The sequence below is a fragment of the Bradyrhizobium sp. USDA 4341 genome (genome assembly GCF_054063755.1).
On record NZ_JBSSGO010000002.1, the window covers coordinates 7,681,009 to 7,696,380 of the forward strand.

The following is a 15,372-nucleotide window of genomic DNA, read 5'->3' on the forward strand; positions in this document are numbered from 1 at the left end:
TGACCTGTTCGAACTTTGCGAGCGGCAGTAAAAAGGGAGGCCGCCGCTGAGCGGTATTCCCCTCTTGACTATCTTGTGCGTGCGACCTGAAACGCTGGCAATCTTCGTTGATCAAATGGCTCCGATTGGCTTGTTAATTCATGCTAACATCCGCTACGCGCAGAATTGCAGCAAATTCCTTCACGTTTCCGCCGGAAAAGAGGCGTCGAAGGCGGCTTCCCTGGATCCGCGGTGGTGCAGTGTGGGTTCCGCTGATCATGTTTCGGGCGATGGCATTCAAGGAACAAGCAGTGCCCTACTACACTACAGAAGCCACAAACCACCAGCCGTCCTTGTGAGCTGCACGGCTTACGGCTTACCTCCCCATAGCGGCAGTATTACGTGACGCCGCATCGTTAGTGTCCCGAGTCACAAGTTCGCAGTCGTAGATTCGCAGTAGGTTCGCGTCGCTGTGCCAAGCCTGGAGGCAGCAGCAGTGAAGGAGGAGCTGATGGCGGTCCGGCAACTTGCCTCCCTGACATTGAGTGATGAAGAGCGCGCCGAACTGAAGTCGCTGACGACGGGGCGGAAGACGGCGCAGCTGAGGGCCCGGATCGTGCTGACCTGCGCGGAAGGCGGTCAAAACAAGGAAGTGGCGGCCAAGCCGGGCTTGGGCCGGTCAACAAGCGGCGGCGGCGCTTTGTGGAGCGGCGCGTGGACGGGCTGCATGACGAGGCCCGCTCCGGGGCGCCACGTACGGTTGACGATGTCCGCATCGAAGCCCTGATCGTGAGGACGTTGGAAAGTTGCCCCGAGAACGTCACCCATTGGAGTTCCCGCGGCATGGCGAAGGCCAGCGGCCTGTCGGTGTCGACGGTGCAACGCATCTCGCGGGCCTTCGGGCTCCAGCCGCACCGGCTGGAGACGTTCAAGCTCTCGACCGATCCAAACTTCGTGGCCAAAGTGCGCGACGTCGTGGGCCTTTACGTCTTACCGCCGGAGCACGCCATCCTTCTATGTGTGGATGAGAAATCCCAAATACAGGCACTGGATCGCAGTCAGCCGATGCTGCCGATGCGTGCTGGCCAGCCGGCCCGAAGAAGCCATGACTACACCAGGCACGGCACCACATCGCTGTTCGCCGCCCTCGACATTGCCAGTGGACGGGTGATCGGCAAGTGCTATGGACGCCACCGTGCTGCCGAGTTCCGCAAGTTCCTCGACGAGATCGAGGCTGCCGTGCCGCGCGACCTCGACGTCCATTTGATCATGGACAATTACGCCACGCCACAAGACGCCAATTGGTCCGAAGATGGCTCGCCAAGCGGTCGGTGGCACGTGCACCTGACCCCGGCCAGTTCGTCATGGCTCAACCAGGTCGAGCGCTTCTTCGCACTCCTAACCGACAAGAAGATCAGACGCGGCATCTGTCGAAGCGTTGCCGCCCTCCGGGCAGACATCGCTTCCTTCATCGACCGGCACAACGCCGATCCCAAGCCGTTCCGCTGGACCAAGTCCGCCGATGACATCCTGGCATCCATCGAACGCTTCTGCCGGTACAACGCTCCGCCAAACCAGATTCGATATCGCGAACTTCTGATCCACGACCATAGAGCGGTTGCGATGCATTTGCTGAAAGTCACTCAGTCGAGCTGACATGCACTAAATGCCCCGCTATCGTAAAATATCCCGCACGCATACAATTGCGTCCCCATAAGAGCAACACCTTCCAAGGGAAACGGCACTCTGACGCAGAACTTAGGCGCTGGCGCATGAGCCAATGCAGTTTTTCGTCTTGAATTGGATTGTATTATCGATGCGGGACACAGTTCAGGCTTGCGCAAATGGTCAGCCAGCAGGCGAAGCGGGAGATTATGTTGGTCAACAAGCGATCGCAGGGCACAGTTCCATTGCAAGTTCCCCATGAGAAATCTCAGTTTAATCGCCGGGACATTTTGCGGGTTGCTGTAGCCGCGATGGCTGTTCCTGCAGTCGCGCAATCAACGACCGCCTTTGCTGAAGAGAAGCTCGCGGGGAGCGGTCAGGTGGTCGCTTTCTCTTGGGGTGGCGTGTCCACTCAGGGTCTTCGCAAGTACGTCTACACGCCCTTTACCCAAGCAACGGGGATTAGGGTGGTCGATGTGATCGCTGACGTCGCCGAGCCTCAGGTCAAGGCGATGAACCAAGCTGGACGGGTTGATTGGGATACGGCCTTCATAGTAGGTGCGAGCTTCCCTATGATGGACGCTGCTGGCATGTTCCTCCCAATCGACTACGGCCTTTGGGATGCTGAATCGGTCGAGGGCACCCCCGAAGCCGTCCGTCTCAAGGATGCGGTTCCCGCAATCTCATCCGCCGGCGTGCTTACCTATGATAAGCGCGTGTTTGGAGACAATGGTCCAAAAACCTGGGCTGACTTTTGGAATGTCAAAGCCTTTCCCGGCCCGCGCAGTCTTACGGCGCTGCCCACAAACGCCAAGCACAACTTCGTGTATGCCTTGCAAGCCGATGGGGTTGCGCCATCAGACGTATGGCCGCTGACTGACGAGAAAATTGAAAGGGCATTGAAAAAACTCGACGAAATCAAGCCCCACGTGACGAAATGGTGGACAGCAGCCAACGAACCGAATCAGCTCCTCACGAATCGAGAGGTTGTAATGTCCAGCAACTTCGACGGTCGGGCGATCGGACCAATTCGTCAAGGTGTGCCGATCCAGATGATTTGGAATGGTGCAGCCGTGAGTTACACTTATTGGACGGTGCTTAAAGGTGGCCCGAACAACCAAAACGCACAGAAGCTGATCGCTTTCGTCAATAGAGCGCAAATTGCTGCTGGCTTTACAATGGGAACAGGGTATCCCGGTGCTAATACGAATCTGCTTAAGCATTTACCTTCCGATCTGGCTGCGCTCCTAAACATCAATCCCGAAAACTCCTCCAACGTCGTACGCGAGGATTCCGCTTGGCTTTCCGCCAAGCGCCCCGATGGTAAGACAAATCTTGAATACATCGGCGAGCGTTGGCAGGCTTGGCGAGTACAGTAACCGGCTGAGCGACGCAGTCGCGTCGGATGAGCTACTGATGGACACCAAGATTAGGCGTTTCATGGAGCTGGAGGTGGGCAATGCAACGACGGAAGTTCAGCACTTGAGAGTGGTGACGCTGTTCCGGCTGCGATCCCGATCAGGAAGATAACGATTGGCATAACGCAGACCCTCCAGCCCATGATCGGGCGGTAGGATGCCCAACGCCTCCCGGTGGCCGCTCGGAATTTATGCCGGACAACGTTGGAGCCGCCGCCATCGACATTGGATCAAAAATGCACATGGCGGCGGTCGACCCCAGGGGGCAACGACGCAACGACACGCCGGTGCGTACGTCTGGCACATTTACGCAAGACTTGGATGGTCTGGCGGACTGGTTTAAAGCGTGTGGGGTAACCAGTGTCGCGATGGAATCTACTGTATATCCGAGGCGATGGGCCTGGAGTGCGATGACGTCGACCTCGACGCCCCGTGCTGACGGTCCGGCTGACCAAGCTCGGCAAGTCGCGGCTCGTGCCATTACGCCGAGAACCGCGTTGCGCGACTACGCCCACCGGCGCGACGCGATGCTCGGATTACGTTGCGGCTCGACCTTCTTCGTTCCCGACAGGGAGGCCGCTTGCTACACCAGTACGTTCATCGCGCCTTCTGGCGATTGTCCCGAGAGATCGGGCTGCGGCGCCCAGGTGATCGTACCGGGTCACGCGTGCACGACTTCCGTCATCGCTTCGCCATCTGCTGCTCGATTGGTCTCGCGAAGGCAAGGACGTCAAGCAGCAACTCCCAGGGCTCCCCACCTACCTCGGCCACGCCTGCATGCGTGATACCTACTGGTATCTCTCGGCCTGCCCCCAGTGGACGGAAGAAGCGGCGCGGCGTCTCGATCGGCGGTAGGAGGTGACGCCATGAAGCCCGCCCGCAATGTGGCCACGTTGATCGAGCGCCGAGCGCCTCATGCGCCAGCGCAATGTTTGCGCCAACACGATCGCCTCCTACAGGGACACGTCCCGGCCGCTGTTCATGTTCGCACAGGTGCAGCTGCGGAAGCCCCCATCGGCCCTGACGCTCACCGATTTGGACGCAACGTTCATCGGCGCGTTCCTAACCGATCTCGAGGTAAAGCGCGGCGCCAGCGCGAAGACGCGTAACCTGCGTCGGACCGCCATCCGATCCTTCTTCAAGTTTGTGTCCTTCGAAGAGCCGGCACACGGTTCGCTGATCCAGCGCGTGCTCGCCATTCCGAGCAAGCGCCACGATAAGCGACAGGTGCACTTCCCGACGCGCCCCGAGATCGAGGCGGCTCTCGCCGCGCCCGATCGAACGACGTGGCATGGCCGCGATCACACCTTGCGGCTGGTCGCGGCCCAGACGGGCTTACGCCTCTCCGAGCTGACTGGCTTTGACCGGGATGCCGTTCACCTCGGGTCTGGCGCACACGTACGATGCGTCGGTAAAGGGCGGAGGGAGCGGACCACTCCGCTGACCACACCCGCTCGGGGTGCGCCTCCAGGCATGGCTCAAGGAACCATTACGGAAAGGAGCAACAGCGTTGTTCCTTAACGTGCACGGGGGGCGGCTCAGTGCCGACAGCGTCCAATCGCTGCTGGGAAAGCATGTTCGTGCCGCTCACAAGAGTTGCCCTTGTTTGAAGGCCAAGAGCGTGTCACCGCATGTGCTGAGGCACAGCGCTGCGATGGAACTCCTGCAAGCCGGCGTCGACTGCTCCGTGATCGCGCTGTGGCTCGGTCATGAATCGGTCGAGACGACGCAGACGTACCTGCACGCCCACCTCGCCCTCAAGGAAGCTGCCCTGGCGAAGCTTAAGCCGTACGAGCGCGGCAAGTGAACCCGCTTCCAGCCGAACGACCGCCTGCTCGCCTTCTTAGAGGCTCTCTGAACGACCAGACTATGCCGAATGGAATGGGGCAACCGTGCACGCGATCGACGGTGCCAGCGTGATACGACGTGCCATACCGAACTCGTTCGGCATAGTTCGGCGGGCGGCATAAACAGCTCTATGCCGAGCGCGGCATAGGGCGGTCTCGAGCAATACCCAGTTCACATTGGTGTCCATCTCGATGTGACGCAACGCATAACGCAAAGCCTTCGCCGTGTCGCTCTTCTGTGCAAGGCGATCAAACGTTGCCTCAAGCCGGGCTCTTGAGATGATATGAGCGTTGATGTCGGGGATGATGCGATCCTGTGTACGACACTATCGCGAGTTGGAGGAGTTACCCCGTCGAGCCACCTTGCCTAGGTGGACTATCGGCATGCCTCGTCGAACCTGGCAACCTTCATCCTTCCGCGTCCTGATAGTGCCAGGTTCACGTCATAACGCGCAAGCGTTCCGCAGCCCGCGCCAATGCTGCGCCATCGCCTGTGCACACTCGCGATGACCTGCGCTTGGTCGTCGCTTCGGCCAGCGGGTTTCGATGACCGCCGCTCTACAGCGTGGCTTGGCGACTGTGCTGTTGACCAAGGCGTGATAAGTCTGCCGGGTGATTCACAGGCGGCCAGACGGTTCGCGAAACGACGAAACCCCAATTTTGCAGGATTTCACCGTCGGAACTCGATCTTTACCTATTTTAAGCGTGCGACCTCCTTACGATCATTAAAAGCGTAGGGCGGTGTAGCTCTGTTTAAAAGAGAGGAAGCTAGGCAGTTGAAATAAACTAATCCTCTCACGTCCATGAGCTGCAGCAGCTGTGTTGCGGCGTGGGACATCTATCGGAAGGCGGAGCTGCGCGGAGTGGCCGTGATCCTGCTTCGTCGGGGACCTCAATTTTCCGGCACCCAAATTGTCCTCGACGAGCCAGTGGCTGGCTTGCGCACCGTATCAACCACTAAACTCAGCCAAGCGAGCGATGCCTCGCCAAATTTGTTGATGGAGACCTGGAGATGAATCTAGTTCAACGCAATGATCAAGCCGATCAAAACCTTGCCGAACGGCAAGCAAGAGTCGATCTCGCGGCAGCTCATCGCTTGGCTGATCTTCAGCACTTCAGCGAGGGTATCGGCAACCACTTGACGTTGATCGCGCCGGGCAAAACGGACAGTTTCCTGGTGATTCCGTTTGGTTTGCATTGGTCGGAAGTCACGGCCAGTTCATTCCTTGAAGTGAGCTATGATGGAAAAGTATTGAGCGGCAGTGGCGAAATTGAACGCACCGCGTTGTGCATCCACGCGCCGATTCATCGCCGTAACCCCAAGGCCGCAGCCGTATTCCATACCCACATGCCCTATGCCAGCGCGCTCACCCGGCTCAAGGATCCGCACCTTCAGGCGATAGGCCAGACCGAGATCTGCTTTATGAACCAGATCGCCTATGATGCGCACTACACGGGCTTCGCCTACGACGCTGATGAAGGCGAACGCCTTGCCGACATCCTCGGGGACAAGTCGATTCTTTTCATGGCTAATCACGGCGTTCTCGTCATTGGGGAGTCGGCTGCTCAGGCCTATGATCGGCTCTACTATCTCGAGCGCGCCTGCCAAGTGCAGATCTATGCGATGTGGACGCAACAAGAGCTTCGGCCAGTCGACCCCGAGGTGGTGCACCGTTTGACATCGCAGTACACTAACAACTACAGTTACGGAAATCGGCAACCTTGGGACCTTCACTTTGATGCCCTGAAACGAATGCTTGAGCGTAAGGAGCCCAAAGATTATCGGAGCTAAATAGCCGTTTTGGCTTAAACGAAACCCTCTCCCACATGCGGGAGAGGGACTCCGGTGCGGGTCGCTGCGAAAGCACGGATAATCTGGCACTGCATTCTCTTTTCTTCCATCAACCGTCTTGTCCCATTTCTATAACGATGGCGCCGCAATTCTGCAGAGCCTGCTGTTCGAGTGCAGTGCGCAGCTGCGGGGACGATCGGTCTAAATCATCGGCGAACGTGCGCACTATATCCGGATTGATTTGAGCTTACTGGATACGGCCGTCGTCCAAATTCTTCGAAGGAAGGTTCGAAATGCAGGACTAGACGCTGCGGCTAAATCAATGCAGCAATTCCATGTGTTCCTCTTGCCGGCGAAACGCATTCCAGCGGCCTCGTATTGCTCACAGTCCATGAGTCCGCCAGAGGGAGGTTAATGCGAGCAATAGGCATCCAACGGATCTGTGAATATGTCGGAGCGCGTGCTCAAGCGCAGCGGCCCAGCGTCCGCCAGTGTTGTCTCCCGGCGGGCGTCCTCATCTCTTTGCCGCCGTAGAGGTGCGAGGCGGGGGCTCGCGCAGATTGTTGGGTGGTCCTTCCGCCACTTCGGTCCCGCTGATGCATTGCCCTTCTAAGAAGAAGCTCGCGCCGCGACCTCACTCTAACCGGAACGAGAGTAACTGTGGTGAGATGAACTCAGCTTCGCGTGCGGTGGCAACCGCAGGACTTCTTGGAGCAAGAACAAATGATCGAAAGCCCTCGTCCCGCGCAATGCGGGAGCATCCAACAGAAGTCCGAATCCTCATCTCATTCCGCCGTACTAAGCGTCAAACAATGGTGATAACCAAACAATGTGCGAACGGTGATTGATATGGTTTCGGCACTTGTCCGTCGTCTTTCGCTGGCTGCCGTCAGTGCTGCGTTCAGCCTTACGGCCGATGCTGCTTCCGCCGAAGGGCCAAAAAGGATTATCAATGCGACAACCATAACTACGTGTCCACCTTTCGAGTTCAAAGATCCATCTGGCGCGTTGGTTGGTCTCGACATCGACATTTTCAACGCAATGGCTGGAAAGATAGGAGCGGAAGTGAATTGGAATCGAGTCAAGCTTTGATCAGCTGATCAGCTTTGCGCCGATAAAGACGAAGCGCGCGGACGTCATCGTTTCCGCAATGACTAATACGCCGGAACGTCGCGCAAATGCGAACTTACTTGACTACGTTTATGTCAACCAGGTCCTCTTCGCTCTGAATTCCAACGTCGATCGCTTCTCGAACATGGACGCGGTGTGTGGTAAGAGGGTTGGTGCCTCACGAAGCAGTTTGGTTGAGATGGATGCGGTCTCGAAGTGGAATGAGGAGAATTGCCCCAAATTCGGCAAACCTGCCATTATGTTGGTGCCCGGAGAAAATACGCCTCAAAACCGTCTTATGGTCAAGCAGGCAGATCGACGCGGCTTTGTTGGGTGACGCTACGATTGCATATCAGAATACGCTCGAGGGAAACCGATATGCTTTGGGAGGCCGTTGGTAAAGACGATGTACGGGATCGCATTTCCTAAGGATGATCCCCAGTTCGGAGGCGCGCTCAAGAGCGCCTTAGCCGCAATTATGACTGAGGGCACCTACGATCAGGTTCTGCGCAAGTGGAGCCTGACAGAAGACTCGTCGATTCGGCAGCCGATCATCGACGGACAACCCTGATCACCTGCAAGTTGATCGTCTTGGCAATCAGGCGGAAATTTAACCTCGGTGGCTTGTGTTGGTCATCAAGATGTGTGGTGGCCAGCCTGAGCCGAACGGAAGCTCGTCTAAGTTGAATGTTTGATGAGCGATTTCGGCTCCCTCCGTCGGCCGCCTCGCGGGGGTTGGCAGTTGATTTGAGGGCTAGTTGTTTAGTCCCGGCATTTTCTGGAGCGGATTAAGTTTGAATCGTTCTGGCTGGGAAGTCCAGCATCTGTAGATGTATTCGTAGGGCGTGACGTCCTTCAGGGTCTTCAACCGCCGAGCGTAGGGTTGATGAAGTCGGCAAGGTGTGCTTCGAGTTGATCGTCTCGATCGTAATGGTAGCTTGGACGGTTGCTTCCTTGATCGTGCCGTTCATGCGCTCGACCTGGCCATTGGTCCAGGGATGCCTGATCATGGTCAGTTGATGTTCGATCCCGTTTCCTTGGCATCGCATATCGAACATATACGTCACGTATCTCGCCGCCATCAATCGCACCAGCAAGTCCGCCTGACAGCCGGCGCCGTGGAGGCAATCACCCGTACAAACTGCGGCACGTCTCCGCCCATGCACGATGATAAGAAGGACTTCTAATCAGGCTGGCTGGACTTGCCTAGCGACCGCCCACAGAACCCGACCAATTCACTGGCGATAGCAGGCAGACCACTGTCGTTCGTTTGCAGTACGCAGCCGAGCTTCCTGTAACGGGCAGTCGCAAGTTACGCAGCGGACCGCGGGACAGCGACTGCGCATTGCCGCTACCTCCAAAAAAGGGCGGCAAATAGCAGCTACGAGACTACCGTAAAGGACTCTCGAGGTGTCGGTATCTATTTGCGAAACCTGCGGCTGAAAGGCCCGAAAAACATCACCAAAGCCACTTTATTTGCCGGGTTTCTGCATAACTCGGCGGGTATTTGCCTACATTAAGCGTTGTCACCTTTCACATTCTAGTTACGGGACTTAGCCTCCCATCAGGAAAGAGAAATGAACACAGCGCCGATGCCGCCGTCCTCAGTAGACTGGTCGATGCTTTCGCTCGCGGACCTCGATCCTTTCCCAAGTTATGACATTTTAAGAAGGAGAGGAGCGGTCGTTTGGGATCCCGGCATGAATTGCTGGTTGGTCTTGAGCTACGAAATATGCAAAATCGTCGAGAGCGATGAGGCCACTTATCGCATTCCGTACGAAAAGCTCGCGTCGCCGTTATGGTACGAGATAAAGGGCGGCAGGACGTCTGTATCCGTGTTGACCGGTGAGGCGCACACCCGTATGCGCCGACTCTATTTGAAGCTTCTAAGCCCTGCTGTGATGCCCCGGTTTCGTGATGAGCATGTTGTCCCCGTCATCAATGACGCGATCGATCGTTTTGCTGAAAAGGGAAGTGCTGAGCTTGTCAGTCAACTGACCAAACCCGTGCCGCCGCGAATTATGGCGTCTCTCTTCGGACTTCCGTGGAGAAATGATAATCTAATCGCTAATCTTCTTCGGTGGCATGACGAACTGGTTGCTTGGTTGAACAACAAGAATGACGAGGGGATAGCGCGAAAAGCAAGGCAGGCATCGGTCGAGCTCAATAATCTTTTTCGGCCTCTTGTCCGTAGGAGAAGGGAAGAGCGGGGAAGCGACTTTATCAGTCAGGTCTGGTCCCGCGCACCCGAAGATTGGGGTGAGGTCAATGAAGATGACGTAGTTTCGGTTGTTAGGGATCTTGAGCTTGGAGCGGGTGATACGACCACCAACGCTATCACGAATTCAATCCACATGTTTCTATCCGATCCTGCTGTTCGCGAGCGCGTGACAAGGGATCAGGAGGGAGCGCTGAATGCGTTTGTTGAAGAAGAGCTGCGCCTCTTTGGGGCTCTTCAATGGCGATTTAGGGTCGCCCATCAGGACGTATCGCTCGGCGGCGCAATGATCAAGAAGGACGATTCGATCTGCCTCGTACACGCGGCCGCCAATCGAGATCCAGGACATTATTCTTGTCCACATGTGGTAGATCTGCAAAGAAAGCCGCCCACCGATCACCTTGCATTCAATGTTGGACCTCGCATTTGTCCGGGCATGCACCTGGCGAGGCTTAAGATGAGAGAGTGTCTGAAGGCGCTGATTCACCGTCTTCCGGATCTGCGTTTTGATTCGACGAAGGAAGCGCCGCGGTTTCGTGGCCTTACTCCCCGCGCGTTCTTTCCATTGCACGTTGTGTTCTAGGAGATTGCCAAGGCAATGAAAGTGCTGATTCACGAGCAGGACGGTCGGACAATCGAACTCAATGAATTGTCTGGCCAAACGCTCATGGCCGCGATCCGAGACGCTGGGCTGGATGGATCCGGACAATGCGGGGGGTGTCTGTCTTGCGGAACGTGCCATGTGTACGTCGACAATGCTTGGCGTACGAAAATCGAGCCGGCCAGTGAAATGGAAGACGCGATGTTAGACGTAGTCGAGGGCCGTCGCGAGACCTCGAGGCTCTCATGCCAGATCACGTTAACAGACCGCCTGGACGGTCTGACTGTAACGATCGCGGCTAGCTCCGAATATGTTTAAGCGCGAGACATTGATCATGTGCTCCTGCAAAAGCGACATCGCCATTAAATGGGAGCATTGTCTTTGCGCGTATCCCTCGGACCTGTGAAGCTATGCCGCAAACTCTGCTCATCGTAGGTGGGTCGTATGCCGCATGCGAAGTTGCATCACATGCCCGTGAAAGCGGGTATGGTGAGAATATAATCATGGTCAGCGAAGAGTATGAATTGCCTTACCACCGACCGCCGCTCTCTAAGACCTATATTAAGAGTCGCTCGGAGGGCGTGATGCCTCTCAGGGGAGCAGCCTATTACTCCGCAAACAAGATCGAACTTGAACTTGGTGCGAAGGTTGTTGACATCGGGTTAGAGTCCAAAATGGCATCGCTCTCGGACGGCAGGCGTATCGTTTTCGATAGCCTCGTTCTCGCGGTCGGTGCTCGTGCGCGAAAACTCTCCTGCCCGGGTGCCCAGGCCGACAATGTCCATTATCTGCGCTCAATCGCGGATGCTCGGTCGCTTAGCGACGCGGCAGTTGGCGCGCAGAAGATCGTCGTGATAGGCGGCGGCTTTATAGGGCTCGAAGTTGCTTCGGCTCTCGTACAGCAGAAGAAGGAAGTGACTGTTATTGAGACCGAGAATCGGGTTCTTGCCCGCGTGGTCTCTCCGGAGATCGCTGAGTTCGTGTCTTCAGTACACGTTGGTCGAGGCGTTACGCTGTTGACGTCCCGCACCGTGAAGTCCTTCGTTGCCGAAGCCGGCCTCGTTCGCAAGGTCTTGCTCGACGACGGCACTTCTATCGATGCAGACATTGTCATCGTCGGGATCGGCTCTGTCCCCAATACGGAACTGGCCCGATCACTGGGATTGCATATAGGAAGCGGTATCGTTGTCGATTCGAGGTCGCGGACGAGCCGGCTGGACATATTCGCTGCAGGTGACTGCACAAGCTTCCGTAGCCCATTCAATCCGAACGGAATAAGAGTTGAGTGTGTGCAGAACGCGATCGATCAGGCGCGAGTTGCGGGTGCCGTCATAGCGGGCAAAGACAAGGCCTACGAGGCGTTGCCTTGGTTTTGGTCGGACCAATATGACTTAAAACTTCAGATTGCAGGCATTGCAGTTGGTGCGACCGAGCGGATTGTGCGATCTGGGATGACATCCGCCATTTCGGTGTTCCATCTCCGCGACGATATGTGCATTTGCGTGGAAAGTATAAACGGAGCACGCGAACACATATCGGCACGGCGACTTTTGCCTGGCGAAAGAATAACGAGACGAGATCTTGAGGACGTGGAGTTCGATCTGTCGGTGCTTCTGAAAGCACGAGATCTCACGTCCAATCGGGAGGCGGCACGTCGCTGATTAACGAACAAGCCTTAATACGATGCCGTGGTACTGAACCGTATGATGGTCTTCCTTCTCTCTTGTCATAGTCACCAAGAGAGAACGGTCGTATCAAGGACGTCAAATCCGGACGTTTACGCGGACGTCTAAGTGCTGGCGCGATGTGATCCGTCCGGATGAGTTCACGGACCTTTCGATGTGCGTGAATCGGATGGATGTAGCAGTGACTAGTTGAAACCGATTCGGGAAGAGGGAGAGAGTTCATGGAAAAGAGTACGTTCACTACTTCGCGTCGTTCCTTGCTTGCAGGCGCTGCCGCCGTCATTGCGGCACCACTGGTGCTTGGAGCCAAAAGAGCGGCGGCCAAATCCGAGTCGGTCACGATCGCTCAATATGGCGGAAAATATCAGGACAATACAGTCGACGCGGTATTCGATCCCTTCACGAAGGAAACAGGGATTAATGTTACGATTGTCCCGTATCCGGGCCTCGATAAAGTTAAGGCCATGCAGCTCACAAACAATGTCGGAATCGACATTGATTTCATCACAGGCTCTGAAGCGGCTTCCGGATCAAAGCAGGGCTTATGGGAGAAGCTGGATCTCTCCATGTTGGACCTCGAGGACCTAACCGTCAAACCAACAACCGATTATGTCGTGTTTGATATCTATAATCAGGGCATAGGATGGGATCCGAAGAAGTTCGGCCCCGGCAAGCATCCGGTAGATTTCGCGGGGTTCTTGGACGTGAACAAGTTCCCGGGACGTCGCGCGATGCGCAACTATGCTCAGACTACGCTGGAGGTGGCGTTGCTCGGCGACGGCGTGGCACCGAAAGACATCTATCCGCTGGATTTGGATCGCGCCTTCAAGTCGCTCGACCGGATCAAGTCTCATATCGTATGGTCGCCCACGCCAGTCCAAGACTCCGCCTTGTTACAGGTCGGCGAGGCTGATTTTAGCATCGTGAACTCCACTCGGATCAAACCATCGAATGATCCGGGCGGTGGAGTGCCCCTAGCTTACTCGTTTGAACAGAATATCCTGGGTGGCTCTTGCCTTGCGATTCTCAAGGGAGCGCCGAACCGGGAAAACGCAATGAAACTTATCGCCTTTTACCTGCGCCCGGAGACGCAGGCGCGGCTTGAGAATCTAGTGTTGACCACTCCGGTGTCAAAGAAAGGCGCGACGATGTTGTCGCCCGAGGCGCGCAAATGGCAGCCGGATTTGAATAACCCCAAAAACCTGATGCTCAGCAATACCTATTGGGCTGATAACTACGAGTCCGTGACCAGCCGTTTCAAGGAATGGAGACTGACCTGACCGCTCTTGTGCCGGGAGTGGCCCATTGGGCCCCTCCCATCGCGCGACTTCGCTCCATCTTTGTCGAACGACTCGGAACGCCCATGATCCGAATAAGCAATCTCCGCACCCAGGCCATTTTCATCTTGCCAGCAACAATGGTCGGGGGAGCGATCGTGCTGCCGCCGCTTTTGTACATCCTCTTCACCAGTGTCCAGGGACCAGCTTGGTCGTTAGCGGCTTTCATCTCAGTCCTGAGTAGCAATTTATTCCGGCAAACCTTGGGCGCGACGCTATATATCGCAGGCTTGTCGTCCGTGCTGAGCCTGCTGCTGGGCTTCGTCGTCGCGCTACACTTGGCTCGCCAGCCGGCGCGACGACGAGCATTCCTGATGATCCTTGTTCTGCTGCCGTTCTGGACCAGCGTCTTGGTCAAGTGCTTCGCATTCACGGTCCTTTTAGGGCGTGAAGGAATCATCAATTCATTCCTTAGTTGGATTTTATCTCAGAAAGTAGAACTACCGTTGCTGCTCAACTTGGTAGGTACACTTGTCGGCATGACTAACTATCTCGTTCCGCTCGTTGTCCTTCCAGTTCTCGCGAGCCTGCTCGCGATCGACCAATCCATATATCGCGCGGCCGCCATCATGGGTGCTAAGCCCGGCCGCATCTTCTGGACGGTTACTGTGCCGATGAGCCTGCCCGGCGCACTCGCCGGCCTAGTGAGCGCCTTCGTGCTATCACTCGGCGGCTTCGTTATCCCGGCGCTGCTCGGTGGGCCGAAGGAGACTATGCTGTCCAATCTAGTCGATTTCTACAACCGGCAGGTCTTGGACTGGTCAAAGGCCTCGGCGATTAGCATCGTGCTGTTCGGTATGGCCCTCATTTTTGCCGCGCCTCTGGCGATTTGGCGGCGGATCCGGATCTAGAGGTAAAAAAATGACCGGCATCATTCACGATCGGCATTTGCGTCGTTACCGTGCCATAGGAACCGGCCTGGCCGCGAGCGTCTATATGTTTCTCTTGGCGCCAATCATAGTGACAGTTCCGATCGCCTTTGGTCCGACGAATGAACTGACCTTCCCGCCGGCGCATTACTCCTTCGACCTTTTCAGGATATTCCTCCACTCGCCGGGTTGGATTAATCCGCTTTTCGAGAGCCTCAAGGTGGCGGTGTCGGCTACGACGCTGGCAATGCTAGCCGGTGTTCCGGCGGGCTATTGGATGGCGCGCCACGACTTCGCCGGTAAGAAACTCGTGACCGGGATCATCATGAGCCCACTCATCGTTCCCACTGTCGTGATGGCGCTTGGCCTGTTTCTCTACTTTTCCTATCTGGGCATCAGTTCGACGACGCTTTCCATCGTGCTCGGCCATCTCATGATCGTCCTGCCTTACGTCATCGTTATGGTGATTGCAGGCGTCAACAAGCTGGACCACAATCTCGAGTTCGGCGCGGAACTGATGGGAGCCGGACCCATACGCATGTTTCTGACAGTGGTGGTGCCGCAACTCGTTCCGTCGTTGGTCAGCGCCACGCTCTTTGCCTTCCTGCTCTCCTTCGACGAGGTGATTATTTCTTGGTTCCTCGCGGGCCCCCAAACGGTCACTTTGCCGGTGAAGATCTATAATGCTCTTGAGTTTGAGTTATCGCCGGTAATCGCTGCCGTATCCACCTTGCTAACGGCCATTTCTCTGCTGGTCAGCATCGTGGCGATCGCAATGAAAAAAGGAACGCCGGTCGATATTTGACCGATACGGTGGGACGCTCAATATGAATATAATGAGGAAGCGAGAT

Annotated in this window: 10 protein-coding genes and 4 pseudogenes; 13 read left to right on the forward strand and 1 reads right to left on the reverse strand. The window is 56.3% G+C overall.

The annotated features are described in order from the left end of the window. Positions 1-490 precede the first annotated feature (490 nt). From ACVIGB_RS42265 to ACVIGB_RS42295, 7 genes and pseudogenes are all read left to right on the forward strand, one after another. Positions 491-1,533: pseudogene (locus tag ACVIGB_RS42265) on the forward strand (IS630 family transposase); the annotation flags it as partial. Positions 1,534-1,823: 290 nt separating this feature from the next. Then, complete coding sequence (locus ACVIGB_RS42270) at positions 1,824-3,023, forward strand: ABC transporter substrate-binding protein (RefSeq protein ID WP_456724881.1); 1,200 nt, start codon at positions 1,824-1,826, stop codon at positions 3,021-3,023. 230 nt (positions 3,024-3,253) lie between these two features. Then, positions 3,254-3,442, forward strand: a pseudogene (locus ACVIGB_RS42275) (IS110 family transposase); the annotation flags it as partial. A 486-nt stretch (positions 3,443-3,928) separates the two neighbouring features. Next, positions 3,929-4,869, forward strand: a pseudogene (locus ACVIGB_RS42280) (tyrosine-type recombinase/integrase). A gap of 1,052 nt (positions 4,870-5,921) precedes the next feature. Continuing rightward, a complete protein-coding gene (locus tag ACVIGB_RS42285; RefSeq protein ID WP_456724880.1) occupies positions 5,922-6,701 on the forward strand; it encodes an aldolase in 780 nt (259 codons plus the stop codon). Between the two features lie 849 nt (positions 6,702-7,550). After that, the gene (locus ACVIGB_RS42290) at positions 7,551-7,793 is read left to right on the forward strand and encodes a transporter substrate-binding domain-containing protein (protein WP_456724879.1); all 243 of its coding nucleotides are present in this window, start codon (positions 7,551-7,553) and stop codon (positions 7,791-7,793) included. Positions 7,794-7,851: 58 nt separating this feature from the next. Then, the gene (locus tag ACVIGB_RS42295; protein ID WP_456724878.1) at positions 7,852-8,148 is read left to right on the forward strand and encodes a hypothetical protein; all 297 of its coding nucleotides are present in this window, start codon (positions 7,852-7,854) and stop codon (positions 8,146-8,148) included. Between the two features lie 417 nt (positions 8,149-8,565). Here ACVIGB_RS42295 and ACVIGB_RS42300 read toward each other — a convergent pair. Continuing rightward, a pseudogene (locus ACVIGB_RS42300) lies at positions 8,566-8,872 on the reverse strand (integrase core domain-containing protein); the annotation flags it as partial. A gap of 516 nt (positions 8,873-9,388) precedes the next feature. Between ACVIGB_RS42300 and ACVIGB_RS42305 the strand changes: the two are divergent. The 6 genes from ACVIGB_RS42305 to ACVIGB_RS42330 all read left to right on the forward strand — a co-directional run bounded on the left by ACVIGB_RS42305 (position 9,389) and on the right by ACVIGB_RS42330 (position 15,326). Beyond that, complete coding sequence (locus tag ACVIGB_RS42305; RefSeq protein WP_456724877.1) at positions 9,389-10,612, forward strand: cytochrome P450; 1,224 nt, start codon at positions 9,389-9,391, stop codon at positions 10,610-10,612. Between the two features lie 15 nt (positions 10,613-10,627). Further along, on the forward strand, positions 10,628-10,948 hold the full coding sequence (locus ACVIGB_RS42310; protein WP_456724876.1) for a 2Fe-2S iron-sulfur cluster-binding protein: 321 nt from the start codon (positions 10,628-10,630) through the stop codon (positions 10,946-10,948). A gap of 92 nt (positions 10,949-11,040) precedes the next feature. Next, complete coding sequence (locus ACVIGB_RS42315; RefSeq protein WP_456724875.1) at positions 11,041-12,291, forward strand: NAD(P)/FAD-dependent oxidoreductase; 1,251 nt, start codon at positions 11,041-11,043, stop codon at positions 12,289-12,291. A gap of 245 nt (positions 12,292-12,536) precedes the next feature. After that, on the forward strand, positions 12,537-13,595 hold the full coding sequence (locus tag ACVIGB_RS42320; protein WP_456724874.1) for an ABC transporter substrate-binding protein: 1,059 nt from the start codon (positions 12,537-12,539) through the stop codon (positions 13,593-13,595). 83 nt (positions 13,596-13,678) lie between these two features. Further along, positions 13,679-14,503, forward strand: a complete 825-nt coding sequence (locus tag ACVIGB_RS42325) for an ABC transporter permease (RefSeq protein WP_456724873.1) — start codon at positions 13,679-13,681, stop codon at positions 14,501-14,503. 10 nt (positions 14,504-14,513) lie between these two features. Continuing rightward, positions 14,514-15,326 (forward strand): ABC transporter permease, encoded by an 813-nt coding sequence (locus tag ACVIGB_RS42330; protein ID WP_456724872.1) that lies wholly within the window; start codon positions 14,514-14,516, stop codon positions 15,324-15,326. The last annotated feature ends 46 nt before the right edge of the window (positions 15,327-15,372 follow it).